27 protein-coding genes and 1 pseudogene are annotated in these 25,109 nt (G+C 54.7%); 8 read left to right on the top strand and 20 right to left on the bottom strand.

Features of this window, described 5'->3' with window-relative positions:
* Positions 1-52 precede the first annotated feature (52 nt).
* Positions 53-418: a type II toxin-antitoxin system RelE/ParE family toxin gene (locus tag PPTH39_RS19440; RefSeq protein ID WP_130872324.1), complete on the top strand. Its 366-nt coding sequence runs from the start codon at positions 53-55 to the stop codon at positions 416-418.
* The gene (locus PPTH39_RS19435) at positions 411-719 is read left to right on the top strand and encodes an XRE family transcriptional regulator (RefSeq protein ID WP_095017778.1); all 309 of its coding nucleotides are present in this window, start codon (positions 411-413) and stop codon (positions 717-719) included. Before PPTH39_RS19440 ends, PPTH39_RS19435 begins: the two co-directional genes overlap by 8 nt.
* Before the next feature lie 6 nt (positions 720-725).
* On the opposite strand, the gene PPTH39_RS19430 is transcribed toward PPTH39_RS19435, so the two are convergent.
* The 4 genes from PPTH39_RS19430 to PPTH39_RS19415 are packed head-to-tail and all read right to left on the bottom strand — an operon-like array spanning position 726 to position 5,091.
* Positions 726-1,049, bottom strand: a complete 324-nt coding sequence (locus PPTH39_RS19430; protein WP_095031414.1) for a DUF3325 domain-containing protein — start codon at positions 1,047-1,049, stop codon at positions 726-728.
* Positions 1,046-2,656, bottom strand: a complete 1,611-nt coding sequence (locus tag PPTH39_RS19425; protein WP_130872323.1) for a PepSY-associated TM helix domain-containing protein — start codon at positions 2,654-2,656, stop codon at positions 1,046-1,048. The genes PPTH39_RS19430 and PPTH39_RS19425 overlap by 4 nt, the downstream gene beginning before the upstream one ends.
* A complete protein-coding gene (locus tag PPTH39_RS19420) occupies positions 2,653-2,955 on the bottom strand; it encodes a hypothetical protein (RefSeq protein WP_095000752.1) in 303 nt (100 codons plus the stop codon). The genes PPTH39_RS19425 and PPTH39_RS19420 overlap by 4 nt, the downstream gene beginning before the upstream one ends.
* Before the next feature lie 33 nt (positions 2,956-2,988).
* Positions 2,989-5,091, bottom strand: coding sequence for a TonB-dependent receptor domain-containing protein (locus tag PPTH39_RS19415; protein WP_095020118.1), 2,103 nt, complete (start codon positions 5,089-5,091; stop codon positions 2,989-2,991).
* Between the two features lie 177 nt (positions 5,092-5,268).
* On the opposite strand from PPTH39_RS19415, the gene PPTH39_RS19410 reads away from it, so the two are divergent.
* Positions 5,269-5,961 carry a response regulator transcription factor gene (locus tag PPTH39_RS19410; RefSeq protein WP_095000754.1) on the top strand — a complete coding sequence of 231 codons (693 nt, stop codon included), beginning with the start codon at positions 5,269-5,271 and terminating at the stop codon, positions 5,959-5,961.
* On the top strand, positions 5,958-7,301 hold the full coding sequence (locus PPTH39_RS19405; protein ID WP_130872322.1) for a sensor histidine kinase: 1,344 nt from the start codon (positions 5,958-5,960) through the stop codon (positions 7,299-7,301). Before PPTH39_RS19410 ends, PPTH39_RS19405 begins: the two co-directional genes overlap by 4 nt.
* Here PPTH39_RS19405 and dsdC read toward each other — a convergent pair.
* From dsdC to PPTH39_RS19390, 3 genes are all read right to left on the bottom strand, one after another.
* A complete protein-coding gene (gene dsdC / locus PPTH39_RS19400) occupies positions 7,243-8,202 on the bottom strand; it encodes a DNA-binding transcriptional regulator DsdC (RefSeq protein WP_095000756.1) in 960 nt (319 codons plus the stop codon). The genes PPTH39_RS19405 and dsdC overlap by 59 nt on opposite strands.
* 83 nt (positions 8,203-8,285) lie before the next feature.
* A complete protein-coding gene (dsdA, locus tag PPTH39_RS19395; protein ID WP_095025190.1) occupies positions 8,286-9,632 on the bottom strand; it encodes a D-serine ammonia-lyase in 1,347 nt (448 codons plus the stop codon).
* 42 nt (positions 9,633-9,674) lie between these two features.
* A complete protein-coding gene (locus PPTH39_RS19390) occupies positions 9,675-11,015 on the bottom strand; it encodes a GntT/GntP/DsdX family permease (RefSeq protein WP_095026362.1) in 1,341 nt (446 codons plus the stop codon).
* A gap of 233 nt (positions 11,016-11,248) precedes the next feature.
* Here PPTH39_RS19390 and PPTH39_RS19385 point away from each other — a divergent pair, with 233 nt between their 5' ends.
* Positions 11,249-11,428 (top strand): type II toxin-antitoxin system HicA family toxin, encoded by a 180-nt coding sequence (locus tag PPTH39_RS19385; protein ID WP_095001085.1) that lies wholly within the window; start codon positions 11,249-11,251, stop codon positions 11,426-11,428.
* Between the two features lie 40 nt (positions 11,429-11,468).
* Positions 11,469-11,876 carry a type II toxin-antitoxin system HicB family antitoxin gene (locus PPTH39_RS19380; protein ID WP_095000759.1) on the top strand — a complete coding sequence of 136 codons (408 nt, stop codon included), beginning with the start codon at positions 11,469-11,471 and terminating at the stop codon, positions 11,874-11,876.
* Between the two features lie 109 nt (positions 11,877-11,985).
* Here PPTH39_RS19380 and PPTH39_RS19375 read toward each other — a convergent pair whose 3' ends face one another.
* From PPTH39_RS19375 to PPTH39_RS19365, 3 genes are all read right to left on the bottom strand, one after another.
* The gene (locus PPTH39_RS19375; RefSeq protein WP_095025192.1) at positions 11,986-14,424 is read right to left on the bottom strand and encodes a TonB-dependent siderophore receptor; all 2,439 of its coding nucleotides are present in this window, start codon (positions 14,422-14,424) and stop codon (positions 11,986-11,988) included.
* 112 nt (positions 14,425-14,536) lie between these two features.
* The gene (locus PPTH39_RS19370) at positions 14,537-15,484 is read right to left on the bottom strand and encodes a FecR domain-containing protein (protein WP_095017771.1); all 948 of its coding nucleotides are present in this window, start codon (positions 15,482-15,484) and stop codon (positions 14,537-14,539) included.
* Positions 15,484-15,984, bottom strand: coding sequence for a sigma-70 family RNA polymerase sigma factor (locus tag PPTH39_RS19365; RefSeq protein WP_095000762.1), 501 nt, complete (start codon positions 15,982-15,984; stop codon positions 15,484-15,486). The genes PPTH39_RS19370 and PPTH39_RS19365 overlap by 1 nt, the downstream gene beginning before the upstream one ends.
* Before the next feature lie 246 nt (positions 15,985-16,230).
* Here PPTH39_RS19365 and PPTH39_RS19360 point away from each other — a divergent pair, with 246 nt between their 5' ends.
* Entirely contained in the window at positions 16,231-16,428 is a 198-nt protein-coding gene (locus PPTH39_RS19360; RefSeq protein ID WP_095017820.1) for a type II toxin-antitoxin system HicA family toxin, read from the top strand.
* Complete coding sequence (locus PPTH39_RS19355) at positions 16,425-16,835, top strand: type II toxin-antitoxin system HicB family antitoxin (RefSeq protein ID WP_095025194.1); 411 nt, start codon at positions 16,425-16,427, stop codon at positions 16,833-16,835. Before PPTH39_RS19360 ends, PPTH39_RS19355 begins: the two co-directional genes overlap by 4 nt.
* A 460-nt stretch (positions 16,836-17,295) precedes the next feature.
* Here the strand turns inward: PPTH39_RS19355 and PPTH39_RS19350 are convergent, their stop codons facing one another.
* The 10 genes and pseudogenes from PPTH39_RS19350 to PPTH39_RS19305 form a co-directional block, all read right to left on the bottom strand.
* Complete coding sequence (locus PPTH39_RS19350; protein ID WP_130872321.1) at positions 17,296-17,640, bottom strand: hypothetical protein; 345 nt, start codon at positions 17,638-17,640, stop codon at positions 17,296-17,298.
* Between the two features lie 22 nt (positions 17,641-17,662).
* Positions 17,663-18,595, bottom strand: a complete 933-nt coding sequence (locus PPTH39_RS19345) for a thymidylate synthase (protein WP_130872320.1) — start codon at positions 18,593-18,595, stop codon at positions 17,663-17,665.
* The gene (locus tag PPTH39_RS19340; protein ID WP_130872319.1) at positions 18,595-18,939 is read right to left on the bottom strand and encodes a MazG nucleotide pyrophosphohydrolase domain-containing protein; all 345 of its coding nucleotides are present in this window, start codon (positions 18,937-18,939) and stop codon (positions 18,595-18,597) included. The genes PPTH39_RS19345 and PPTH39_RS19340 overlap by 1 nt, the downstream gene beginning before the upstream one ends.
* A complete protein-coding gene (locus PPTH39_RS19335) occupies positions 18,936-19,817 on the bottom strand; it encodes a hypothetical protein (protein ID WP_130872318.1) in 882 nt (293 codons plus the stop codon). Before PPTH39_RS19335 ends, PPTH39_RS19340 begins: the two co-directional genes overlap by 4 nt.
* On the bottom strand, positions 19,807-20,454 hold the full coding sequence (gene tmk, locus PPTH39_RS19330) for a dTMP kinase (protein ID WP_130872317.1): 648 nt from the start codon (positions 20,452-20,454) through the stop codon (positions 19,807-19,809). The genes PPTH39_RS19335 and tmk overlap by 11 nt, the downstream gene beginning before the upstream one ends.
* Positions 20,451-21,257 (bottom strand): metallophosphoesterase family protein, encoded by an 807-nt coding sequence (locus PPTH39_RS19325; protein ID WP_130872316.1) that lies wholly within the window; start codon positions 21,255-21,257, stop codon positions 20,451-20,453. Before PPTH39_RS19325 ends, tmk begins: the two co-directional genes overlap by 4 nt.
* 213 nt (positions 21,258-21,470) lie before the next feature.
* Positions 21,471-21,749, bottom strand: a complete 279-nt coding sequence (locus PPTH39_RS19320) for a hypothetical protein (RefSeq protein WP_130872315.1) — start codon at positions 21,747-21,749, stop codon at positions 21,471-21,473.
* Positions 21,746-22,726: an integrase domain-containing protein gene (locus tag PPTH39_RS19315; protein ID WP_130872314.1), complete on the bottom strand. Its 981-nt coding sequence runs from the start codon at positions 22,724-22,726 to the stop codon at positions 21,746-21,748. The genes PPTH39_RS19320 and PPTH39_RS19315 overlap by 4 nt, the downstream gene beginning before the upstream one ends.
* A 289-nt stretch (positions 22,727-23,015) precedes the next feature.
* The gene (locus PPTH39_RS19310; protein ID WP_232527662.1) at positions 23,016-23,213 is read right to left on the bottom strand and encodes a hypothetical protein; all 198 of its coding nucleotides are present in this window, start codon (positions 23,211-23,213) and stop codon (positions 23,016-23,018) included.
* A gap of 424 nt (positions 23,214-23,637) precedes the next feature.
* Positions 23,638-24,960: pseudogene (locus tag PPTH39_RS19305) on the bottom strand (tyrosine-type recombinase/integrase).
* Positions 24,961-25,109: the final 149 nt, after the last annotated feature.

The following is a 25,109-nucleotide window of genomic DNA, read 5'->3' as shown; positions in this document are numbered from 1 at the left end:
TGTTTAAGATTATTCCCTTGAGATTATATTCCTTTGGTGGAATATTTTGAGCATGACATGGAACGTTGAGTACACCGACGAATTTGGCCTATGGTGGGAAACGCTCAGTGAAAAGGAACAGGTCAGCGTGGCGGCCAGTGTCAAATTGCTAGAGCTGCTCGGTCCGGCCCTGCGCTTCCCCCATTGCAGCGATATCAAGGGGGCACGCTACGGTAACCTTCGCAAACTACGCGTGCAGCATGGAGGTCGCCCCTACCGGGTGCTTTATGCCTTTGACCCACGCCGCTGTGCCTTGCTGTTAACGGGCGGTCACAAGACCGGTCACGACCGATGGTATGAAGAGAATGTCCCTTTGGCGGAAATTCTCTACGAAGTCCATTTGCAGACACTGATTGAAGAGGGCCAGGAAAATGGCTAAAAAATTTGCCGAGCTTGAAGCGCGCATGTCCCCAGAGGCGCGTGAGCAAACCCAGGCTTTATACCATCAGCATTTGCAGGAAATGCCTTTGCACGAGTTGCGCAAAGCTCAGGCGCTGAGCCAGGAGACACTGGCCAAAGCGCTGAATATCAACCAGGCGGCAGTTTCCAAAATGGAGCGGCGCACTGACATGTATATCAGTACGTTGCGTAATTACATTCAAGCCATGGGTGGCGAGCTGGAAATCATCGCGACTTTCCCGGATGGTCAGGTAAAAATAGAAAACTTCGCGCACAAATAACGCGTTCTAAAATACCCAAACCGCCAATGCCATTGAAGGCCCTGCAACGGCCAGCGGCACGATCAGGCGCGGCCGGTATGTCAGCAATATCACCAGCCCGCCAGCCGCAACGCTGAGCACTGCCGCCCACAAGGCGATACCCACTGACGGGCCCAGTTCGATAACGCCGGGGATCACCGCGCCAACCAGCAGCAGCCAGCCCAGCAGGCGCAATAGCTGGCGCTTGAACGGGCCGCCTTTGTCTGCAAACACCTGTCCATGATGGCGCTCGGTACTCAGGCTGAGTGCGCTGAAACCACTGAAACTCAACGCCAGGCATATCCAGATCATGCTGCGCTCTCTTGTCGGGTGTTGACCGTACGCGGTTGGCGCTGTGGCCGTTGCAGCGGTTGATGGCGGTTGAGTTTCCAGGCCGCGTAGCCAAGCAGCGCTGCACTGGCGAGCAAGGTCAGGTCCATGCCCGCCAGCAACCATTGGCCCTGTGCAAGGCTGGCCAGCAGATGGCTGTGTGCAAGACCGAAACTGAACAGCGGCAAGGCTGCAAATAACCCTGCAGCTACCCAGAGCTGTTCAAGCCAGGCTCGTTTGTGGCTGCGCAGCAGTGGATGAACCAGGCACAGCAACCAGATGATAAAGAAGCTGCGAATTTCCCAGGCGCTGCGCTGGGTCATGCCCACGGGTAATAACCGATTAGCCCAAAAATAGGCGGCAATGGCCAGCGGCAGACCCGCAACAGTGCCGACATTGAGCACCTCGACCAGACGATGGCCGATGGGTGTGCGCCCCAGTTTCTGCCGTTCCGGCAGGCGTTTGACCACCCATAGCACCAGCCCGGTGGCAATCATTGCCGTACCCACGACCCCGCTGATAAAGAAAAACCAGCGCAGCGGAGCACCGGCAAAGCGGATCAGGTGCAGGCTGGAAAACACGTTATAGATCGCGTTGGGCGTGCTGATCGCAGGGGCGGGTGGGCTGTTCAACAAAGCACCACTCACACCGTCAAAACGCAGCCGTTCGCTGTTGCCCCGGTCGATCAGGCTGTCGCCACCGCGTTCACGCAGCTCGATGACGGCATCCGATGTGCCGGGCCGGGTCACGCTGATGCTGCTGACTCCTCGGGGCCAGCGCTGCTCGGCCTGGGCCAGCAGGGGGGCAACGTCCGTCAGTGGCACCTGCTCGCCCAATGGCTGATCGCCTGCACCCATTGCTGGCGCAGTACGGGCACCGCGTCCGCCGCTTTCGTTGAAGAACTTTTGGGTATCACCGCGATAGGCGCTTTCAACGCCCCAGGGCATCAACATAAACATCAGCAGCAACAAACCGCTGTAAGTGATCATCAAGTGAAACGGCAGGGCCAGCACTGCAGTGGCATTGTGCGCGTCCAGCCATGAGCGTTGTCCCTTGCGTGGACGAAAAGTGAAGAACTCCTTAAAGATTTTTTTGTGGGTGATCACCCCGCTGACAATCGCCACCAGCATCACCATGGTCGCAATACCGACGATCCAGCGCGCCAGCACTCGCGGCATGCCGTACAGCTCAAAGTGAAAACGATAAAGAAAACCGCCGCCACGGGTTTCCCGCGGGGTCACCGGTTCGGCCGTGCCCGCATCCAGGGCCACGCTTTGGCCGCCCCTTTTGACGACCGGCTGGCCGATGTCGAACCACTGTGCCTGCGCCCCGGCATTGCGTTCGCCGGGCAGGGTGAGGGTCCATTGCGCCGCGTTGGGCGCCAGGCTTTGCATGGCTTGCGCAAGGCGCTGCGCGGTCTGGTTGTCGGGCGCAGAGGCGTGCAGTTCAGGTTTCATCCAGAACGTGATTTCTTCCTGAAAAAAACTCAGGGTACCGGTCAGGAACACGGCATACAGCAACCAGCCGAGTAACAGCCCGACCCATGTGTGCAGCCAGGCGTTGGCCTGACGAAAACCGAGGGCCTTCATGGCATGACTTCCCGCAGCAGCAGGTGGAGGGCCGGCGGCACGCAGCAAGCCAAGGCAACAAGCCAGGCCCGGATTGCAGATGCGGCGCTAAATGCCCAGATTGCCATCGCGCAATACAGCGCAAAGGCCAGCATGGTGGCGCTCAGCACTGCCTGCGCCCGAGGCCCGGGCAGCAACAGACTGAGGCTCGCCGCCGCCAAGGCGGCAAACAGGTAACTGCCAAAAATGGCCAGTACGGTGCGTGCGGCAATGGCCAGACGGTAGGCCGTCTGCGGCGCAGGATTAAGGGCATCGCTCATATGAATACCTTGGGCGCGCAGCCCGGTTCAGGGTCAGAACGTATAGTTGGCTTTGACCCAAAAGCGTCGGCCGTCTTCGGCATAGGAATAATCGGAGTCCACATCCTGCTCCCTGACCTGATTGGTCAGGTTATAGCCGACCAGGCTCAAGGACAGATCCTGGGTAGCTTGCCAGGTGGCGCCCACATCCACGGTAGTGATGGCTTGCTCGCTTTGTGACACGGCGCCGCCCTGACCCCAGGCAATGCTGGTTTCTTCACCGCGATAGCTGACGGTGGCGAAGCTGGAAACCGAGTCGATGATTTGCCAGTCCAGCGTCGCGCTGCCAGAGTGCTTGGGCGTGGCCACCAGAGGCTGGCCCTCGGCCAGTGGGTAGCCAAAGCCTAGAATGGTTGCCTCGCCGCTCGACACTTTGGAGTGCAGGTAGGTGTACTCGCCCTTGAGCTGCACCCGGTCGTTGAAGCGATAACGGGCAGCGGTCTCGATGCCGCGCACCGTGGCACCGGTGATATTGAAATAGGTGCTGTAGATGCGCCCGGTGATCGGGTCTGCGGGTACCGGGCTGCCGTCCGGGTAGTACAGCTGGCGGGTGCCGGTGTTGGCGATCTTGTTTTCGTAGTCGGTGTCGAACAGCGTGACATTACCGCTGAATTTTCCACCGGCGTCGTAGTAAAGGCCGATTTCGCGGTTTTCGCTTTCTTCCGGTTTCAAATCCGGGTTGCCCCAGGTGTAAGCACCACCGCGTTGCGGCAGGCCGATATTGGGGTTGGTCTGGGTGATGGTCGGCGACTTGAAGCCCTTGGCCACGCCGCCTTTTAGCGTCCAGTCCGGATTGAGGCGCCATACGCCGTAAAAGCGTGGTGTCCAATGGCGACCGAAGAACTCGTTGTCGTCCATGCGAATACCGGTGGTCAGGCTGAAGCTGTCAGTCATGCTCCATTCGTTCTCGGCGAACAGCGATTTTTCTGTCATCGAAGTGCCAATCCCAGCACCCTGCGGGCTGGCGTAATAACCGTCTGCCTCCAGCTCGTCTTTTTTCCACTGGGCGCCGGCAACAAAGACGTTGCGGTCAAACGGCAGGCTGATTTTGCTTTCGAATACCGAGTTGGTGACTTCAGGCGTGACGCTCTGATTGCCGGCCTGGACATCGCTGGCGCGGGTCGCTTCTTCGCGATACAGGCTGATATCGGTAGTACCGAAATCCCAGTTGCCGGTGTGGGCCAAAACATAAGTATCGCGGGTGTACTGGTTGTTGTTTTTCGCGGCTGTAGGCGCCAGGCTTTTGCCCGGGTTGTTCCAGAACTCCTGCTCGGTGCGGCCGGCTTCGAGCATGAACTCCTGTTGCTCATCAGGGGTCAGCCACAGGCGTGCGGTGCCGCTGTGGCGGGTCGATTTGGAGAAGCCGTTGAGGATTTTGTCCTCGTCGCGTTGCTTGTCGTAGCCCCAGAGCTGAATGCCGAGACGGTCTTCGACCAGCGGACCGGACACGTACCCGTCCAGTTGCGTGCTGTCACCTGCTTTGGAGCTGTCCTGGAAGGTGTGGTCCGCGGATACCGACCCTGACCATTGCCGCGCCACTTTGCGAGTGATGACGTTGATCACCCCGCCCAGTGCTTCGGAGCCGTAGAGCGTGGACATCGGGCCGCGCACCACCTCAATACGATCAATCGCTTCGACGGGCGGTATCCAGTTCATGCCCAGGCCTTCGGAGGTGCCGCCCTTGAGCGTGACCTGGCTGGTGTTCTGGCGACGACCGTCAATCAGGATCAGGACGTGGCTGGACTCCATGCCGCGAATGGAAATCTCGCCCTTGTCACCGCCGATGATGCTCACGCCTTCAACATTGCGTACCGCATCGGCGAGCGAGCGGAACTGCTTGTTTTCCAGCTCTTCGCGGGTGATGACCGAGATACTGGCGGGGGCATCGCGCACGTCCTGGCTGAAGCCCGAAGCTGTAACCACCGTTGAGCCGACCTCCAGTGGCGCGGCATTGGCCGTTGCCCCGGAAGGTTGTTCTTCTTCATCGGCGCAAACTGCCGTCAGGGGCAGGCCAAGGCTGACCAGTGCGGTAAAAATAGCCAGAGGCTTGCGGGCAAAAGGAGAGGGGGCAACGGTGCTGCGGCGGTGGCAGTTCATAAACAGCGTTCCTGGGATTCTTGCTATTGCGCAAATGAAAATAATAAGCTGTCTCAGTTGCGTTTCTTGTTTGCGAATGTTGCCAGCTCAACCTGACCGGAACCTGACGAGCCCCTGTTGATTTCCCCCTGCGCCGTTTTTTATCGTCGTGGCTGACCTTTTTGTGGATTGAAGTAAATGAAAGTGCTGGTTGTTGAGGATCACCGGGCACTGCGCGGTTTGCTGATCGAGCATCTGGTGCAGGCCGGATTTGCCGTGGATGGCGCCGAAGATGGGCGCACGGCCCAGGCTTTGCTGGAAGTCGGCAGCTATGACGCGATGATCCTGGATCTTGGCTTGCCGGACATGGACGGCATGTCACTGCTGGCCATGCGTCAGCACAGCGCCAATGCCGATTTGCCGTGCATCATCCTGACTGCGCGGGATGCCCTGCAAAGCCGGGTCAACGGGTTGAATGCAGGCGCGGACGACTACATTCTCAAACCCTTCGACATGCAGGAACTGGAGGCGCGATTGCGCGCAGTCTTGCGTCGCCCCGGCAGTCGTGTGAGTACCCTGTTGCGTTGCAATAACCTGGCATTCGAACCTGAAACCCGGCACTTGAGCGTTGATGGCAACACCCGGATAACGGTGCTGGCCCGGCGCGAAGCCATGTTGCTGGAAGAAATGCTGCGCATTGCACCGCGTATCGTGATCAAGGAGCAACTCGAAGAGCGACTTTATGCTTTCAATGAGCCGGTGACCCTCAACGCCATCGAAGCGCTGGTCTCACGGTTGCGCCGCAAGCTCAGTGAGGCGGGCGCCCATAGCCGCATCGAAACGGTTCGCGGCTTGGGTTATCGCCTGCTCAGCGTCGATAATCGGGCATGATTAAACGCAGCCTGCGCTGGCGCCTGTTGACCGCGTTGCTGTTGGTCTTTGCTCTGGGTTTCGGCAACCTGGCGATTTACCTGTACGGCACCCGCGACGAATTGCGCCGGGGGGTAATGACTATTGAAGCGCAGGTGATTGCCGATGGTTTTCGGGTGGACAGCGACCCTGCCAGCCTGCCGCGCCAGTATGCCGGTGGCGAACTGTCTTATTCGTTGTATTCGGCCGATGGTCGATTGTTGTGGAAGTCCGAAAACCTCAAACATCCCCGTCGGCTCAAGCAGCCAGGTGCGGACCCGGGCTGGATGCGCTGGAGCGCTTTCAGCGGGCGGGTGGTCAGCGTGCCCGTGGAGTTGCCCGAAGGTGCCATATTGATGGTGGCCAAGCAGGATAATCTTGAGCGCGAAGTGATTGGCAACCTGCTGGCGGCCCGCTTGCGCCAGAGCCTGGTGATGATGGTACCCATCGGTTTGCTGTCATTGGGTCTGATCCTTTTATTGCTGCACTGGACCTTGCGTCCGGTGCGGGTGGCGGCCAAGTTGGCGCGCAGTATCGGGCCGGCAAACCCAGAACAACGTATCCCGCTGGACAACCTGCCGAGTGAAATCCAGCCCCTGGCGGCTGCGGCCAATACGGCGCTTGATCGTTTGGCTGCGGCCTACACTGCCGAACGGCGTTTCGTGGCCGACGCAGCCCATGAACTGCGCACGCCGTTGACCGTGCTGGATTTGCGCTTGCAAGCAGCCCGGCGCACAGGGCAGGTCGAGTGGCCTGCGCTGGACATGGAAATGCGCCAGATGCGCCGTTTGGTGACTCAGCTACTGGAACTGGCGCGTCAGGAAGGCGAGGCCGCCCAAGGCCATAACGGGCAGCAGCGCACCCATCTCTCGCGTCTCACTCGCGAAGTCTGTGCCGCGCTGTTACCGCTCTTTGAGGCCAGTGCTCGGGTAATCGAGGTGGATATCACCGCAGGTTGCGAATGCCGGGGCAATCCCGATCAGTTGCGTGAAGCTTTGGGCAACCTGCTGGAAAACGCCCTGGTCCACGGCATGGGCACTGTTCAGGTGACCCTGCGCAAGGTGGCCGGGCACTTGCAGTTGGAGGTCAGCGACCAGGGGCAGGGTATTGCGCCAGAGGAGCGCGAAGCCATGTTCCTGCGCTTTCGCAAGGGCCGGCAAAGCAGCGAAGGTACCGGGTTGGGGCTGGCGATTGTACGTCAGATCGTGCAAAACGCAGGTGGTCATGTAGCGTTCGTACAGGCGCCAAACACCACCATCAGGGTCAGTTTGGCCGTTGCTCAATCGTCTGTTCCTGAGCGCACATGTGCAGCCAGTTCATAAACACCTGCAAGCGCTTGGGCACCACATTGAGCGGTGGGTGCACCAGATAATAATCATAGTGACCGTACTGCCTGAAACCGCCAAAAGGCAGCACCAGTTCGCCGCGATCAACACGTTTTTGCACCAGTTGCTGGCGCCCGATGGCGATCCCCGCGTGGCTCATAGCGGCCGTGACGCACAGGTCCGAACGGTCGAAGGTCAGGGTACGTTTGGGCAGTGCCGCGAGCAGGTTGTGTTGTTCGGCCCACAGGGTCCACTCGGCATCATAGGCGGCATGGTCCCAGGCCAGGGAGTCGTGCAGGGTGGTGCAGTTGCTCAGGTTTTGCGGGTTTTCGTGCAGACGGTGACGCTGCGCATATTCCGGGCTGCACACCGGCGCCATGCATTCGCGCATCAGCCGCTGGCTGGTGAGGCCGGGGAATTCGCCGTTGGCGTAGTACAAGGCCAGATCTATTTTGCGTGTGCGAAAGTCGACATTGTCATTGCCCACCCGCAGGTCCAGTGAGACCAGCGGATAGCGCTCGATAAAGTCGGCCAGCCGGGGCACCAGCCAGCATTGGGCCACCGATGGCCTGGCATAGAGCGCAATGGCTCCGGCAATTTCTGGCTGTGACGAGCGTTCAAGGGCTTCGGACAATTCCCCCATCGCACTTTGCAGTATTTCGAAAATTCGCTCGCCTTCGTCAGTCAGGCTGACCTGGCGGGTAAGACGCTGGAACAGCTTCATATTCAACGCCGTTTCCAGCCGGCTGATGCGGTGGCTTACGGCGCTGGCGGTCAGGCAAAGTTCCTGCGCAGCGCGGGCAAAACTCAGGTGTCGGGCGGCCACCAGAAAGGTATGAAGGTTGGCGAACTGGCTGCTGTTGAGCCGTGAGCTGATGCGGGGAGGAAGATTAAGCACGGTAGTTTGCCCTCAAGCCAAAGGCCGACTTCTTGCAGAATGTGGCAATGAGTCCATCTTGCCACATCCGCTTTACGCCTGAGTCAGCCCAGTAACTCACGACCCTTGGCCAGATAGGCGTCCATCTCGGCCGCAGGCACCATATTTCCTCCCGTTGCCCACACCAGGTGGGTGGCGTTGGCCATGGCCTGCGGGCTCAGGCCAGCGCGGGCCAGATAGCCTTGCTGCTCGCCCAGTACCCGGGCAATACCTGGCACACCTGCCAGTGCGGAAGGCTCAAGGCGCAAGCCTTCACTGCGTTCCATCAGGGCCAGCAGGCTGTACATTTCCTCGTCGCTGACGGTGTAGAAGCCGTCGAGCATGCGCTGCATGGCCTTGCCGACAAAGCCGGAAGCGCGGCCCACGGCGAGGCCGTCTGCGGCGGTGACGTTATCGATGCCGAAATCCTGCACGCTGACTTCGTCGTGCATCCCGGTGTACACACCCAGCAGCATGCAGGGCGAGTGGGTCGGTTCGGCGAAGATGCAATGCACTGCATCACCAAAGGCCAGCTTGAGGCCGAAAGCCACGCCGCCGGGAGCGCCCCCCACACCGCAGGGCAGGTACACAAACAGGGGATGCTGGGCATCCACGGTGATTTGCGCCGCCGCGAACTGCTGTTTCAAACGCTCGCCGGCCACTGCGTAGCCGAGGAACAGATTGACCGAGTTTTCATCGTCGACAAAATGGCAACTCGGGTCGGACTCAGCCTGCTGGCGACCCTGGGCCACGGCCACGCTGTAATCACTTTCGTACTCCACCACAGTAACGCCGTGGGAGCGCAGCTTGTCTTTCTTCCATTGCCGGGCATCGGCTGACATATGCACGGTCACTTGAAAGCCCAGCGCAGCACCCATGATGCCGATCGACATGCCGAGATTGCCGGTGGAGCCGACGGCGATTTTGTACTGGCCAAAAAAGGCCCGGGCCTTGTCGCTGTGCAGCAGCGCGTAGTCGTCGTCGAGCTTAATCAGGCCACCGGCCAGGGCCAGGTCTTCGGCATGCTTGAGCACTTCATAGATCCCGCCGCGGGCCTTGATCGAGCCGGAGATGGGCAGATGGCTGTCGCGCTTGAGCCACAGCGCGCCATTGAGGCTTTGCCCGTAACGTTCGCCGAGCAACGGCTGCAAATGCGTCAGGGGCAGAATGTCCGACTCGATAATGCCAGCACTGCCCTCTGTCTCAGGGAAGGCAACCCGCAGGTAGGCAGCAAACCGCCCAAGGCGTGCGCTGGCATCGGCCACGTCGGCACTGGTCAGGCCTGTATCGCCAAGCGCCTGCGCCACCGGTGCCACCCCGGGGTTGAACCAGGTGGTTTCTTGCAACGCGACCAGTTCGCGGATCAGCGGGAAGCTGGCGCACCAGTTTTCAAGTGTTCTGCCCAAAATCATGGCGGGGTCCTTTAAACGATAAGTCTGAATATACGGTTTGAATCAAACAAAGCGCGACAGCAGCAGGGTCAGCCCCAGCGCGATCGATGAAGCCAGTACGGTGGCGGTGGTAAAGGTTTTCAGGGCGTCGGTCAGGGATACACCCAGGTACTCCTTGACCACCCAGAAGGCCGAATCCGTGACGTGGGTCCAGCCCATGGCTCCGGCACCGATGGCGATGCAGATGATCTCCTTGCTCACGGTCGGGTGAGCTCCCAGCATAGGCAATACCATGCCTGCGGCGCTGATCATGGCCACTGTTGCCGAGCCGACCGCGAAGTGCATCAAACCGGCCACCAGCCAGGCCAGCACGATGGGGTTCATATTCAATTGGGTCAACGAGGCGGACAGCGCGCTACCCACGCCACTGTCGATCAGAATGCCATTGAATGCCCCGCCGGCACCGATGATCAGCAGGATACTGGCCAGCGGCGGAAAACTCTTTTGCGTGTAAGCCAGCAGGTCGGCCATGGTCAAACCGCGGCGCAAGCCCAGTGCCCAATAAGCGAATACCACGGCAATCGACAGTGCGATCAGCGGGGTGCCCATAAACGAAATCACGCTGAATGCGGTGGATTCATGGGGCAGACTGGCAGCGAAACTTTTACCGACCATCAGCAGCAACGGCAGGGCGATGGTCAGCAGGGTGACGCCTAGGCCTGGCAGGTCGCGGGTTTTGCTGTCATCGCAATGCTCGTTCAAAAAAGCTTCCTGAGTGGCTGGTGCTTCGGTCTTGCACACCAGTTTGACCCACAGCGGCCCGGCAATCATCGCGGTCGGCAGCGCGACAATCAGACCGTACATGATTACTTTGCCGACATCGGCGCCCAGCATCCCGGTGATCGCCATCGCAGCAGGGTGTGGCGGCAACATGCAATGCACCGCCATCAGCGACACCGCCAGAGGTACGCCCAAGTACAGCAGGTTGATGCGAGTCTCTTTGGCCACTACATAAATCAGCGGAATTAGAAGCACGAACCCCACCTCGAAAAACACCGGGATGCCTGCGATAAATCCGACGAGCATCATCGCCCACGAAGCGCGGTCCTTGCCCAGGGTGTTCAACAGCGCCTGAGCGATGCGCTCCGCACCGCCGGACTCCTCCAGCATCTTGCCCAGAATCCCGCCCAGGCCAATGATCGTTGCCAGAAACCCGAGGGTTCCGCCGACACCGGCTTCATACGACGAAGCAATTTTTACCAACGGCATGCCTGACCCGATTCCCACCACAAAGCTCGCAGCGGTCAAGGCCAGAAAGGCATGAACGCGGACTTTGACGATAAGGAAAATGATCAGCGCGATGGCGCAAAACAACACCAGCAAAAGAGTGGGACCGCTGTGCATGGGAGGTGCTCCGGGAAGCGCTTTTATTGTTGAAATAAGTGATCGTCGTCACTTTGCTTCCGGCAATTAGAGGTTACATCTCCGTAGGCTGACAAAGGATGGTTTTTCACGGTACAGATGATGTGGGGTCATCTGTCAGGAGGTATCCATGCGCAAAGGCTACCGGAGCCATGATTGGGGATGACATTTTATGAATGCGGTGGTTATAGTAACCACTATTGGAGATGACGAATTTGAATAGCCGACAGCTGATAACCGCAATAGAAGCTGACGGTTGGTATCTGGTACGGAGCAAGGGAAGTCATCACCACTTCAAGCACCCGACGAAGCCGGGGCTGGTAACGATTCCTCATCCGAAGAAAGATTTACTGACCAAAACGATCAACAGTATTTTGAAGCAAGCTCAGCTTTGACTAGCAGGCTGCTTTAACCCGCCCTGTGGAGGTTTTGAACATGCTTTACCCAATAGCGATTCGCCCTGGCGATGAACAACATGCCTGGGGTGTAGACGTGCCGGATATCCCTGGGTGCTTCTCTGCGGGGGAGGATCTTGACGACGCGATGGCCATGGCACGCGAAGCCATTGAAGGGCACCTGGAGATTTTGGCAGAGGATTGCGCCAGAATTCCTGTTGCAACCCCTGTAAGCGCTCATGTTTCCAACCCCGAGTATGAGGGCTGCATCTGGGCATTGGTCGATATCGATATCACCAGATACCTCGGAAAGGCGGAAAAGCTGAATATCACCTTGCCCGCAATCTTGCTGAATCGGATCGATGATTATGTGAAACATCATCCTGAGCAAAAGAGCCGTTCAGGATTTCTGGCTTCGGCAGCATTAAAGGTTCTGCAACAAGCGTAGGCCGGAGTAAAGGCCACCTCGCGAAGCCCCAAAATCGTGGGGGCTACCCTGCTTGCGAAGCTCTGCAGGCCTTCGCGAGCGGGCTCGCTCCCACAATTGGATATGCGTGTCAGAAATCCCAGCGAGTGGTCAGCATAAAGTTGCGCGGCTCGCCATAAATCGCCGAGTTATAGAACCCGATATTGGTGTAGTAATACTTGTCGAACACGTTGTTGACGTTGAGCGTGGTCGACAGGTTTTCCGTGAATTGATAACGGGTCATCAGGTCCACCACCCAGTAGGGCTTTTGCGAGAAGTCTTCGTACCTGTCCTTGGGGCCGTTGAACATCTCTTGCCAGGCCGTGCTCTGCCAGCGTGCGCCACCGCCCACGGAGACTTTGTTGAGGTCGCCCTTCAGTTTGTAGATGGTGTAGAAGCTCAGTTGGTCTTCGGGTTCGAAGGTCGAGATCTTTTTACCGTTGTCATCGCGTACCACCTTGTGCGTGTAACCGGCCTGCAGGCTCCAGCCCGGGCTCAGCTCGCCGGATATCTCCAGCTCGTAGCCCTTGGTTTTAGCCGCAGTGCCCTTGAAGGCATAGTTGGGCGGGGTGGGTTGCAGGTTGTTCCAGGCATCGTCGGGGATGGGACGGTTGCTTTCCTTGACCTCAAAGTACGCCAGGCTGGCGTTCAGGCGGCCATCGAAGAACTCGCTCTTGAGGCCGATCTCGTAGTTTTCACCCTCGTCTGGGTCAAGCATTTTGCTGTTGCGATCCAGGTTGTAGAACTCCTGGGGCATGAATACATCGGTGTAGCTGGCATAGGCCGTCAGGTAATCGGTCAGGTCATAAGTAATGCCCGCATAGGGAATCAAGCGTCCTGTTTCGCGATAGGTATTGGTGGTACCCGTAAGGGTGTAGTCGACCACCCGCCCGCCCAGAAACACTTTCAGCTCATCTGTGACATTCAGACGCGTGGTTGCATACATGCCGGTCTGGCGCACGGTGTCATCGCTGATTTGAGATGCGTTGCCCCAGTCAGGTTTGGCCAGATGGCCGTCCCAGTTGAAGTAATCCACCAGATTGGGGGTGGAGAAGGTCACGTCCCAATAGCCTTTGCCTTTCCAGTTGGCGGTACTGATGGAGCCGCCCAACACCAAATCGTGTTCACGGCCGAGAAACTCGTAGGGGCCGCTGACATAGAGGTCGGCCGCGTCGCTGGTGGTTTCGCCCTTGTAACGTTGAGCATTGATATTGGCGGTGCCATCAGCCGCAGGCTGGTTGAACTGAATCGCCCCCAGCTGGGCATCGTAGCCATTGATCTTGTGGTCCAGTTGCAGCTTGCCCACCCAACCACTGCCCAGGTCCTGTTCCAGGGTCGCGAACACCGTGCGGGTGTATTGCTGCCAGCTGCTCCAGTCGGTGGCGTTGCTGAATGAGCGTTTGGCGCTGTTGATCTCGCCCGCGTAGTTGTACAGCGGGAAGCTCCCCGACCAGGTGGAGCCCTGGGGTTTGTTGTCCTGATAATCGGCGCCCACGGTCAGCAAGGTGTCTGGCGTCAGGTCGACTTCGAGGATGCCGTAGAACACCGAACTCTGGTTGGAGTAGCGGTCGATATACGATTGCCGGTCCTGATAGGCCGCTACCGCACGACCGCGCACATTACCGGTTTCGGTCAATGGGCCGCTGAGGTCTACTTCAGTCCGGTAGTTGTCCCACGAGCCTGCGCCTGCGGTGATATGGCCGTGAAAATCATGGGTGGGTTTTTTACGCACCAGGTTGATGGTGCCGCCCAGGGACCCCGCCCCGCTGAGCAAACCTGAAGCGCCCTTGAGTACCTCGATACGGTCATAAATAGCCATGTCGCTCAGGGTATTACCCGCTGAATAGGCAACGTTGCGTACGGCGGAGGGGATGCCGTCGTACTGGAAGTTGTTGATCGAAAAACCACGCGAGTAGTAGTTGGTGCGGTCCGTGTCGTAGGCCGAGACGGTAATGCCCGGGGTATGGCGCATCACATCGTCAACATTGTCGAGGGCGAAATCATCCATATGCTGGCGGGTGATTACGCTGATCGATTGCGGCGTTTCCCGCGGTGTGAGCACCAGGCGAGTGGCCGTGGCGATAGCGCCCGGCGTGTAGGAACCGGTGCCTTCGGTAACGGTACCCAACTGGTTGGTGACAACTTGAGTGGCCCCCAGCTCCAGCGCGGCTTCACTGTTGCTAGCGACCAGTACATAACCCCCGTTGCTCTGGCGCTCGGCTTGCAACCCGCTATTGGCAAGCAAGCGCTCCAGGCCTTCCTCGACGCTGTATGAACCTTCAAGCCCGCCGGTCTTGAGGTGACGGGCCTGTTCGGTATCAAACGAAATCGTAACCCCAGCCTGCACACCAAACCGGGTCAGGGCGCTGCCCAGAGGGCCAGGGGCAATCTGGTACTGCGCCTGGCTTTGCGCTGCGGCCTGGGCCGGTAGCAGCGCCAGACCGGACAGGCTGGCGAGGGACGCGCCAAATACCGCCAGGCGCACAGCGCGGGCTATTTTGGTGGTGGTATTGAGGGGGAGCGGGGGCATTCGATGATCCTTGCGTGGTCATGGCACAAACGCGCTGTAGTCGCGGCTTATGTCATTGACGGATGAGAATCTAAATCAGCAAGGTTAAAGTTCAAACCATTTGCACCTGAGCTTATGCCGGTTCGATGCTGGCCCAGTAGCGGGTGAAGAAGCGAACGTTGACTGGCAGGGTTTTACCCAGATTCTCCAGCACCGTATCGGTGTCATCGATACGAAAGGCCCCCGAGATGCGTAAGTTCTGAACGGCTGTTGCACAACGCAGCACGCCCGGACGGTAACGGCCCAACTCCTCGATAAAATCGCCCAGGCGCCAGTCGTCCACGCTCAACATGCCCTGTACCCAGGCGGTTGAGGCCGCAGGCAAAGGCTGAACCCTGCCGATTGCATTGCTATCGAAAGTGACTTGTTGTCCGGTCTCCAGACGCAGGGGCTGATGGATCAGCTCAAGCGGGCGAATTTCCACGGCGGATTGCAGCACCCCGACTCGCGTGTGCTCGGGCAATTGGCGCACGCTGAAACGGGTGCCAAGGGCGCGCACGCTGCCGTCCTCGGTCTGCACGATAAAAGGACGCTGCTCAGGATCCTTGGCGGTCTGAATCAAGATTTCACCCTGGTGCAGACGAATCACACGCTGTTTGGCGTCGAAGTGGATATCCAGCGCCGTGTTGGCGTTGAGCTCCAGTTGTGAGCCATCCTCAAGGCGCAGCGAACGCCGCTCACCGACGCCGGTACGCTGCCCCGCAAGCATCGAGCGATAGGGCACCTGCTCGGCCGCCAGCCAGGTACCGCTGCCAACGGCCAGCAGCATGCCAAGGATTTTCAGCACATCACGGCGTTGGGTTTTCGCGGCGTCGAGGCTGGAGAGAGCGGCCTCCTGGGGCATCAATGCCCATTGGCGCTGGAACCTCTCAAGCCGTGCCCAGGCCGCTTCATGTTGTGGGCAGGCTCTCAACCAGGCCTGCCAGTCCCGGGTGCGAGCCTCGTCGGTGGTGCCGTCATTAAGTTGTACATACCAGGTGGCAGCAGCCTCCAGCGCCTTGAGATCCGGGGCAGGGGACATCAATTGTCGACCAGCAACAGGCAGCGGGTCATGGCGCGAATCAAATGATTTTTCACCGTGGTAACCGACACCTCGAAACGCTCGGCGACGGCAACATAACTCAAGCCTTCGAGCTGCACGGCGAGGAAAATTTCCCGCGTTCTGGGGCCCAGCTCATCGAGCAGGCTGTCGATCGAAATCAGCGTTTCGATAATCGACAGGCGTATTTCTGGCGAAATATCCACAGGCTCGGGCTTGAGTGCCAGCGCCTGCAGATAGGCTTGCTCGATGGTGCGGCGGCGCACTTTGTCGATCAACAGCGAGCGGGCAATGGCGCTCAGATAACCACGGGGCTCCCGAATGGGTGTGTCATGGCGTGCAGTCATGACCCGCAGGAACGTGTCCTGGGCCAGGTCGCAGGCATCCGCCGTATTGCCCAGGCGCACGCGCAACCAGCCCTTTAGCCAACTGTTGTGATCGCTGTACAACCGATGAAGAGCTGAAGGGTCGAGCGCCGACATAATGATGCAACCAAAATGTAATTGGTAATCGATCGCATTATTGTGATGGGACAGTATTTATGCAAGGGGGAGGTTCATTGGAGGGGGGGGCGGACAGCGATAATACTGCTGGAGATAGAGTCGTTCGGGTGCACAGGGTGTAACACAACTCTAAGCCGATCGCGTTTTTTGGTGTGTAGTGTGTGTATTTTCCGATTGCACCATTTTTCAATGGTGTGTAGCGTACACACAATGCGTGGTGATCAAGTGCGAAGTCGTGAGCTTATTGAATTATTGGTGGCAGATGGATGGTTTGAGATCGCAATCAAGGGAAGTCACCATCAGTTCAAGCATCCAGCCAAAGCGGGTCGGGTAACGGTTCCACATCCCAAGTCAGAAATTGCCATAGGGACGCTGCACAACATTCTCAAATCCGCAGGTCTCAAGGGAGAGTTACGGTCATGAAATTTCCAGTGGTCATACATAAAGACGCAGATTCCGAATTCAGCGTAACGGTGCCTGATGTGCCAGGCTGTTTTTCTGCCGGGAGCACTTTTTCGCAAGCGCTGGATAACGTGCAGGAAGCATTGGCTTTGCATCTGGAAGGCATTGTTGCGGACGGCGGCGAGCTGCCGCAGGGCAAGGACGTGGATGCCCACCTGGAGAACCCGGATTTTGTCGGTGGAATATGGGCAATCGTTGACTTCGATTTGACGCCTTACCTTGGCAAGTCGGTTCGGTTCAACGCTTCTTTGCCAGAAAACCTGTTGCAGCGCATTGATGAACGAGTGAGCAGGGACCACCGCTATGCATCCCGTTCGGGGTTTCTAGCAACAGCTGCATTGCGCGAGCTGAGCGTTCAGAATTTTTAATCGGCTCAAGACCATCACCATGTGGTGCTCTTGAGTCTTCTCCAAACCCTGAAAACAAAAAAGGCCCACCTTTCGGTGAGCCTCTTCTGGTATTGCGTATGGTGCGGCACCAGGAGTCGAATAATTATGTATTGTCTTGTTTACTGTAGCTTTTTATATGGCGCAAAAAAAATCTATCTCAAAAACTACCCTTTACCCACACGTTTGATCTGGGGTGAGTATGAAGTCCCTGAAGGCTAATTTTTTCGAAACCTATGCGGCTAGTAGCCTTCGCCGGAGGTCGCCGGTGCGGCTATATTTTGTTGAAATTGTTTAAAAGCGACGGCTTTGAAAATAAAAATGTCGCTGATGCTAAAGACATAATTGGTAATTTCTGAAGAGTATGTAATAAAAAGTGATACTTTTCGCAGCAAGATATGTCGTGGGTTCAGCGCTAAATATGGAAATGCATTGCAAGGTTTTATTTGATAATTGAGCAAAGATCTTCTTCTAGCGAAGATAACGGTATGATAGGTTGGCTTTCCAGTGAAAGATCTTTCAGTATTGATTTTATATTGTTGCTCAAACGGCTTCTGAATTGTGGGATATTCACAAGTTCAGTATCGACTTTTGTCCAGGCCAGACATGTAACAACGTAGCACAAAAAATCTATACCGCTAAGTGTAGAAAATGGATATTTATCAATGTGCTTGGAGTTAAAGATGATTGCCTTTAGCTCGTTTTCTTTATCAATGTTGTTCATGGCGATGAGCTTTATGGAATTGGCGGCTACGCTCGGCTCATCGTTCAAAATATTTGGAAACATAACGTCGTATCCTATTGGGTATTTACTTTTTTGACTCAGCCCAAAGCTTACTGCTGATGCCGAAATTATCATAAGGTAATTTTTCTATAAAATCAAGTTTGGCGCCGCCATTTTTAAGAATCCAGTAGTTGTGTAAAATGTCTCTGGTTTTTTGCGATATTATACTGCTGATATCTGAATTTGATATTTTTTCAAATTCATCGATTATGCATTCGGAGATATAAATGGCTGAAGGTGCTCTTTGCCATGATTCTATTTCTTCTTGCGAGTTGGTTTGTATTATTTCATCTGTACGATCGAAATCGCTCTCATATAGATGTAGTGAGTCCGTGAAATGTCGTTGAATGCCTATAGATACGTTGAGTCTCTTAGCAATGTGTCGTTGGAGTATGTTAAAGACAAAAACGTTGTACGGGATCCCTAAGAATATATCGTTGGATCTATTTAGCACTGTTAGATCAAGGCATTTGTTTCTAATTTTTATGCAGATTGAAACGTTGCATGGGATGTCGCGTGATGAATTATTGTCGAGGTCATCAGTGCTGTATAGTGTAATTACGGCCCGTCTTGAATTGGGTTCGCTAGACAGAAGCCTAATGACAGACTCTATTTGATCCTTTTCAAAATATTTTTTTATTCTGTAACCATATGCTCCGTTAAGTGAGTGGCCATCGTCAGAGTATTTGTCGTAACCCTGAATTATTTTATTTAACCCTTCAAGGGTGTTTTCACCGCTGAGTATCCATGCGGCTTCTATAATGGCAAAGTATGGGTTGTAGTTCCTGTTTCTTAAAGTTAGAAATTGATCATGAGCATTTTTGAACTCAAAGTATGCGGGTCCGAGGTCAAATACTTTACCAACCCGAGAGTCGGTTGTTAGGTGGCTTTCTGAACGAATGGTTATGAGTGCGGAAAGATAGACGCTATTTATGTTCTCGCCAGAAAATATATGCATCAAAGAGTCCTCTTGAAACGAAGTTTGTTGTGCTCGATCTTGTTAAGTACTGCTTGTTCAATATCTATGTCTGCTTGATTGGATATTTTGGTTAGATAAATAAAAATGTCTGCGAGCTCTTCACTCAACTCTGCTTTGGCCTGATCCCAAGTAAAGTCACCACGAGTCACTTTCTTCAACACGTTGCAGAATTCGCCAACCTCTCCCGCTAGGCAAACGGCCAAGTGCTCAAGATCTGGGACGTTATTTTCAGTGATTTCAATGTAAAATGGCTGCTTTTCCCCTGTGTGTCCTAGGTCAAATTGCTTTTGAATTTCTTTTAGCTCCGCAAGTGATTTGCTCATTTTTCTAACTCCTCTGCGATAGCAACGATTTTATTCTGAAATTCCTGGTTCAAATTCTCAATTTCAGGATGATGAGAGGACCGCTGTCTTAATTCTAATAGTGCCTCAGCTGCGCTGATTGCTCCACTGGCGTTAAGAGTAATTAATCTTTTATTGAAGCATTTAAAAGTATCTTTCTCGACAGAAAAAACCAAGTTTTTTATCGAGTCAGTCTTTATAACTGTTGACGGTAGGCTTTTTTCTCTGAGCATCGCGGCTACTTTTTTCGGGTTGTCGAGTAAAGTGGTATAAAGATCAATTGGATTGATTCTATCTATTTCTGGAACTGTAAGTGTATTAATGCTCCGGTTTTTATATGCTCTAAATGCAAAGATTGTAATGTTAACTTTATTGAATTCTGGTATTGATTTGTGAATTTCACAGATCTTAAGTCGGAGCTCTTCCAGGTTTATTCTTAAGAATTTAGATACCTCTAATGCCCTGAAGTAAGATGTGCAGTAAAGTACATCCTCGTGGATGTTGCACTGCATTAGCATAAAGGAAGGTATAGGCTTGTCGCCGGTACCTGAAATGTCCGCTTGTGCAATAAGCGAAAACAACGCCCTGTTACTGGTCTTTTTGTATTGGAGTTCAGAGATGATGTGTTCAAGACCATCTTTGATGTGCTCCCCATGATTAATCTGCAGTTCTTCAGGTTTTTCAAGAGCTGCCCAGCGGCTCGCCTCCTCAGTAACATCAGCAAGAGGTTTTTGCTTTAGATCAACTACACTGATAAGGTGCGACGCAATATAATTCAGAGAAAAATTATCGCTTACTTCCTGCTCCGCATTGCCAGCTATCTCTTCAAGCGAGGATATTGGTACTACTTCAATTTTCAATTCTTTGCTCCACGCGCTCTACAATCTTGTTATGAATTTCTTCGACTTTGTCGGTGGCATTCAAAATAAGCAAGTTGCCATTGTACGTTTTAAAGAACAAGTCGTAGTTGTCTTTGGCTTTGACAAGTTTTTTACTGTTTTCGTACTCGTCTTTAAAAACCCGCTCATCTATTCTGGATACCGATACCGAGGCTGGATTATCTAAATAAACTACAAGATCTGGGTTGGGGAACCTTTCATTCAAAGTTTTTACAAACTGTATGTCGCTTTCATTTGTGCAGTGGTAGGCGTATGACGAGAAAAAGTATCTTGTAGAAATTACGGTATATCCTTTATTGATAAGACTATAAACCCCGTCAATAGTGTTAAAAAGGTGGTCGTGGCGATCTGCGGCAAACAGGTAGGCCATTTGCTCATCAAATAAATCGGCAGTTGATATTATGGGATTTTGGCCCTTAGGCATGTTTACGCGACCTTTAAAAATTTGTCTTATCAAGTCTCCAATTGGTCCGTTTGACGGCTCACAGGTTAAGTGGGATTTTTTACCTTTTTTGGATAAATATTTGTATAGCAGTTCTGATTGGGTTGAAGTTCCCGAGCCGTCAATGCCTTCAAATACAATAAATTTACCTTTCACTTAATTACACCTATTGTCAATAATCCAGGAACTTCGTCAGGGGTCAAGATGAACGGCGTCACGGTACCTGATTCGGGATCAAGTAGACTGAATCCGTTGCTGTACCCTCTCCCATGATAGCTCATAGATCTAGCAGATAAAATGCGAATTTTATTATTTCCACATACCAAGTCTAATTTTGAGTGCTGATGCCCGTGTAGGACATAATCGAAGCCTGATTGGTCAAGATGATAAAGGAATGAATAGGCGTTACGAGTGGTTGAAGTGTCGTTGATTTCTTGCCCAATCAAATGGTGGTGCGTAACAGCAATTCTACGTTTCCATTGCTGCAAATTGGCTTTTTCATTATCTAGCATGGTAAATGTTGCATCTGGAATCTGTCCGTAGGTGTGGTCGAGATGTGATGCAGAGTTAACTAGCAAGAAACATAGCTGTTGAATGTTAAGCAATATTGAGTTGTTGTTGGTGAAGGATATTACACTATCCCTTCTTAACGTATAAATAAAACGGTCAAATTCTTTAAATGGTTCTCCTTCTCGAACTATGTCGTGATTCCCTGGGCAGGCAATGACATTGGCTCTAGCAATTCCACAGGATTCTATTAGTTCGCTAAAAAAAACCTCCGCATCTCTGTAACCCTGCTGGCAGGCCTTGAACGTAATATCCCCGCTAATGATAAGTATTTTATCGCCTTCTATACCATTGATCTGCTTGATTAATGCTTTTTTAATTGCTTGCCTGTTAAAGGTTGGGGAGGGATCACCAAAATGGGTGTCGGAAATATGAATTAAATTGGTAGGCATTTTTCTGGGTTCTAATTAGTGATTGTTGAAGTTAAATATTTTGGGTGATTATACGCCGCATTTAATTTCGTAAGCTTTCATGGCGTATCATACCAAAGCTCCCTCGCCAAGCCCACTGTGTAATTTTAATTGATTGGCGCAGTATTAAATGTTTTGAATGTGTAAGTGCTCATGACTATGCCATTACATAATACTCCAATTTTGGGTTTTTATTTATTTCATATTTATCTGCCAAGGTTTTCCTAGGCGAAGTGTGATTAGTCTGGCAGTCAGAAGATAATAATAGCGTGTTGATTGAATCTTTTGATTTAAGTGGTGGTTGAGAATCCACGTTAGATGTTTCTGTTGCCAACTCCATGGATTATTTAGGTGCCAGTGATCATAGATCGCAGCCTGAATGGTTTTAGCTTGGCGTATATGACGTTGCTGTGTGACATGCCCGCCTGTTAAAACGCCTTTTAAGAAAAGCTCCATGTCGAATGGTTTGCTCATGTTCGACCACCAATGTAAGCCGATACTACGTCGATACGACCGTGCCCCAGCTCATAGCTGATTTGTGCTCGCGCCTGCTGATCGAGGTGTCGGTCAAGCTGGTAGCAGCGGCCACCGTTGATGGGCGCGGGATGGTGGGTGATTAGCTCATAGCGTTCGCACGCATAGGCCGCTCGCAACTCGTGAAAGCCTTTGAGGTTGTGCGTATGGAGGATGTCCCGTGCCGGACGAACGATTCTCCGTTGGAAATCGAGGTAGCGTTCATCTGGTGCAAGCAGGTTGCGGCTACCGTCAGGTGAGACTTGAAGGGCGAACTCCAATGCTTCGCGGATGTGATTGTCCACGGTAATCCAGCGAGGGGCCGACGCACCGGATCGTCCACCTTTGGTGCCCTCCTGGATGTTGATCTTGCCGAGTTTTTCGGCCTCACGTTGCAAGCGCGGTAGGTCGGCTAAAATGGTCTCGCGCAAGCGCATGCCGGTGGCTCGCGCTAGCTGCGCGATGGCCGCGGCGTGCGGCATTTGGTGTTCGCAGAGCATGTCGACGATCCGATTCACCTGTTCGCGGTCTTGGCCTTGCGGCACCGAGCGACGAACACTGGTGCGCCGCATTCCCAACGCCTTGCTCGGACTCGGCACTTTCACATACTGATCACCGCGAAGCGCCGCCATGGTTCGGTTGACGCTGGACAACCGGTTTTGCGCGGTGGCGATGCCTATAGAGCCTTGTTCAACGTGCTGACGCAGATGTCCGGCGTAGTCCAGCAAGGTCTGCCGATCAATTTGTCGCGCGTCATTAAATCCCGGGCCATCCTCCGACCGACACCAGCGCACGAATGCTTGCCACCGATCACTGTGCGCTTTGACCGTGCCGTAATGTCCGCCGCCAAACAGATCGCGCAATGCTTGTGGCCCGGCATAACTCAATTGCCGACCCCATCCAAAATTGCGGCCATCCCGTCTACCGACCAATGCCATGATCAAACTCCTCTCGAAGCCAAACCCTTGAAATTTCCCCCACTTCATCCCGCCATGGATGTTGAGTGTTATCAGGGATCAAGGCCCCTGCGACCTGTGAGAGTTGTCCACTAACGCGGGACTGTCGGCTCTTTACGACCGGGAGCTTGGGCATCTCATGATCTGGCCTCCTGAACACTTCCGAAGAAGTGGGCGGGTGGAGGCTGCGCTGGATGACGAGTCCGGTGCCGCGAGATCCTGAGTCGGGTGAAGGCAGTGAGGCGATGGCCGGGGCGTGCCTGACTGTCAGTCAGGTGCAGTCCATTCCCTGGGCTGCGGCACCATCATCTGCATCGCTGTTGCTGGTGACTTCGGTGTTTGTCACGCCGATTGTCACGTGGGGGAATGCCGCAAAGCCTTGTACGAGTTGGGCTGCAGCAGCGGTAGGCGCGTCCGTCTCTTCCGGGAAGTAAGAGACGGACGCAGGTTGGCGCAGTGGAATGGCCAAGCGGATAGGTTGCTGCAGGGCAGCCGGGTAGGGTGGGTTTTACCGCAGTAGGCAAAGCTGAGAAGTAGGCATCCATCACATCGCTGTGACTGTGCGAGCCGCCGGACGCTAATCGCACTTGGGGGGTGAACCACCACAGTGTGGCGTAGCCTCAAAGGTTCTGGCTACCTGGGTTGCTGTCGGCGACAGCGCTTTGCCCGATCTTTTCTACGCCTGTGGATAATTCGGGTCAAGACTCCAATTTTCGGGAGTTCTGCGGCTGTGGATGAAATTATCCACCGGTGGAAATCTGTGGTTTTCCACAGACAGTTGCGTGGGCTTTAGTTTTTTTTAAGTGAGGTCCATCCAAGCAGGGCGGCTTTGCAGCCCTGTTTGGATGGACCCGCGTGGACAAGCGGATCACTGAGATATGAAGACCGAGCGCTTACTCGGTTGCGCCACGTTTTGCTTTTAGGCGAGTGACGTTCGCTCCGGTCTGGTTCGCGAACTCGTGTGGAGTGACATGTTCCTGCCGGTTGGCCTCTAGGTACCGGCTCCACCAGTTCATGATCAGCCTGCGCTCCTCGATGAACTCAGCCTTGTGAATGTAGGCGGCGCGGACGTTGTTGCGTTCCTTGTGGCTCATCTGCCTTTCAATGGCGGTCTCGGACCACAATCCTGACTCGATCAGTGCGCTGCAGGCCATCGAACGAAACCCATGTCCGCAGATATCGGTTTTGGTGTCGTATCCCATCGTCCGAAGCGCGTTGTTCACCGTATTTTCGGACATGGGTTTCCAGGGCTTGGCATCGCCTGCAAACACCAGGTCGAATTTACCGGTGAGTGCGTGGATCTGTTCAAGCAAGGCTACAGCTTGCGGCGATAAGGGTACAAGGTGGATGTCCCCGGCCATCTTCGTACCCCTTGTGGAAAAGGGTACGCCCTCCAGCGCTGGCCGAGTGTCTGGGATTTCCCAGGTACCGCGCTTGAGGTCGAACTCGCTCCAGCGGGCGAAACGCAGCTCGCTGGATCGTACAAACACATGCAGCGACAGCATGACCGTCAGCTGTGTAAGTGTCCGGCCTTTGTAAGTGTCGATCCGTTCCTGTAGTTCAGGCAGTCGCGATAAGGGTAGAGCGGGGCGATGTACCACCCGCGGGGCTTTGATCAAGCCTTCGAGGTCGTAAGCAGGGTTGGCGGTGATAAGCCGGAGGCGTTTTGCCTCGCGCATGATGCTCTACAGGTAGTTTTGTACCCTTAAAGCTACGTCTATCGTTCCGCGCTTCTTGATCGCTTCCAAGGGCTGCATGAGGTCATGGGTGTCGAGGTCGACAATGGCGCGCGCGCCGATCAGCGGGAACACGTGAGTTTCGAGGCGGCTCATCACTGTCTTGGAATGGCCTGGTGCCCACTTGGCCGACATTTCCGTATGCCAGTCGAGCGCAACGCTTTCAAAGGTTCTGCCTTTGATTACGGCTTCCGCCTTGGCTTGGTGCTTGGTCTCTATAGGATCAACGCCATCCGCCAGCATTCGCTTGACTTCCAAGCGCTTGCGGCGCGCATCGGCGAGGCCAATGACGGGGTAGTTGCCGAACGAGGTCAGTCCTTCCCGTCCGTCAGGTTTGACGTAACGGAGCCGCCAGCCTTTGCGGCCATTGGGTTGGACTAGGAGATAGAGGCCATCGCCGTCGAAAAGCTTGTAGGCGCGGTCTGTAGGTTTTGCCAAGCGGCAAGCTGCGTCGGAGAGCGGAGCTGTGGTGCGCGACATAAGGGTACTCCCTTTTATCGAAGTGACCTGTATCCCAAACTCTACCCTTAAAACGGTTGGAATCCACCAGTTTCTGACGGAAACCGATGGAACGCCAAAACGAAAAAACCCGCCTTAAGGCGGGTTTTTCGGGTGCTTCAAAGACTGTA

The sequence above is a fragment of the Pseudomonas bubulae genome, assembly GCF_900618535.1.
Classification (GTDB): domain Bacteria; phylum Pseudomonadota; class Gammaproteobacteria; order Pseudomonadales; family Pseudomonadaceae; genus Aquipseudomonas; species Aquipseudomonas bubulae.
This window is presented reverse-complemented; position numbering and strand designations above follow the sequence as displayed.

Excerpts from the sequence above, each read along its gene's own strand:
- PPTH39_RS19440 (WP_130872324.1), top strand. The coding sequence starts at position 53 with ATGACATGGAACGTTGAGTACACCGACGAATTTGGCCTATGGTGGGAA.
- PPTH39_RS19435 (WP_095017778.1), top strand. The coding sequence starts at position 411 with ATGGCTAAAAAATTTGCCGAGCTTGAAGCGCGCATGTCCCCAGAGGCG.
- PPTH39_RS19430 (WP_095031414.1), bottom strand. The coding sequence starts at position 1,049 with ATGATCTGGATATGCCTGGCGTTGAGTTTCAGTGGTTTCAGCGCACTC.
- PPTH39_RS19425 (WP_130872323.1), bottom strand. The coding sequence starts at position 2,656 with ATGAAGGCCCTCGGTTTTCGTCAGGCCAACGCCTGGCTGCACACATGG.
- PPTH39_RS19420 (WP_095000752.1), bottom strand. The coding sequence starts at position 2,955 with ATGAGCGATGCCCTTAATCCTGCGCCGCAGACGGCCTACCGTCTGGCC.
- PPTH39_RS19415 (WP_095020118.1), bottom strand. The coding sequence starts at position 5,091 with ATGAACTGCCACCGCCGCAGCACCGTTGCCCCCTCTCCTTTTGCCCGC.
- PPTH39_RS19410 (WP_095000754.1), top strand. The coding sequence starts at position 5,269 with ATGAAAGTGCTGGTTGTTGAGGATCACCGGGCACTGCGCGGTTTGCTG.
- PPTH39_RS19405 (WP_130872322.1), top strand. The coding sequence starts at position 5,958 with ATGATTAAACGCAGCCTGCGCTGGCGCCTGTTGACCGCGTTGCTGTTG.
- dsdA (WP_095025190.1), bottom strand. The coding sequence starts at position 9,632 with ATGATTTTGGGCAGAACACTTGAAAACTGGTGCGCCAGCTTCCCGCTG.
- PPTH39_RS19390 (WP_095026362.1), bottom strand. The coding sequence starts at position 11,015 with ATGCACAGCGGTCCCACTCTTTTGCTGGTGTTGTTTTGCGCCATCGCG.
- PPTH39_RS19380 (WP_095000759.1), top strand. The coding sequence starts at position 11,469 with ATGCTTTACCCAATAGCGATTCGCCCTGGCGATGAACAACATGCCTGG.
- PPTH39_RS19375 (WP_095025192.1), bottom strand. The coding sequence starts at position 14,424 with ATGCCCCCGCTCCCCCTCAATACCACCACCAAAATAGCCCGCGCTGTG.
- PPTH39_RS19370 (WP_095017771.1), bottom strand. The coding sequence starts at position 15,484 with ATGTCCCCTGCCCCGGATCTCAAGGCGCTGGAGGCTGCTGCCACCTGG.
- PPTH39_RS19365 (WP_095000762.1), bottom strand. The coding sequence starts at position 15,984 with ATGTCGGCGCTCGACCCTTCAGCTCTTCATCGGTTGTACAGCGATCAC.
- PPTH39_RS19355 (WP_095025194.1), top strand. The coding sequence starts at position 16,425 with ATGAAATTTCCAGTGGTCATACATAAAGACGCAGATTCCGAATTCAGC.
- PPTH39_RS19350 (WP_130872321.1), bottom strand. The coding sequence starts at position 17,640 with ATGTTTCCAAATATTTTGAACGATGAGCCGAGCGTAGCCGCCAATTCC.
- PPTH39_RS19345 (WP_130872320.1), bottom strand. The coding sequence starts at position 18,595 with ATGCATATATTTTCTGGCGAGAACATAAATAGCGTCTATCTTTCCGCA.
- PPTH39_RS19340 (WP_130872319.1), bottom strand. The coding sequence starts at position 18,939 with ATGAGCAAATCACTTGCGGAGCTAAAAGAAATTCAAAAGCAATTTGAC.
- PPTH39_RS19325 (WP_130872316.1), bottom strand. The coding sequence starts at position 21,257 with ATGCCTACCAATTTAATTCATATTTCCGACACCCATTTTGGTGATCCC.
- PPTH39_RS19320 (WP_130872315.1), bottom strand. The coding sequence starts at position 21,749 with ATGAGCAAACCATTCGACATGGAGCTTTTCTTAAAAGGCGTTTTAACA.
- PPTH39_RS19315 (WP_130872314.1), bottom strand. The coding sequence starts at position 22,726 with ATGGCATTGGTCGGTAGACGGGATGGCCGCAATTTTGGATGGGGTCGG.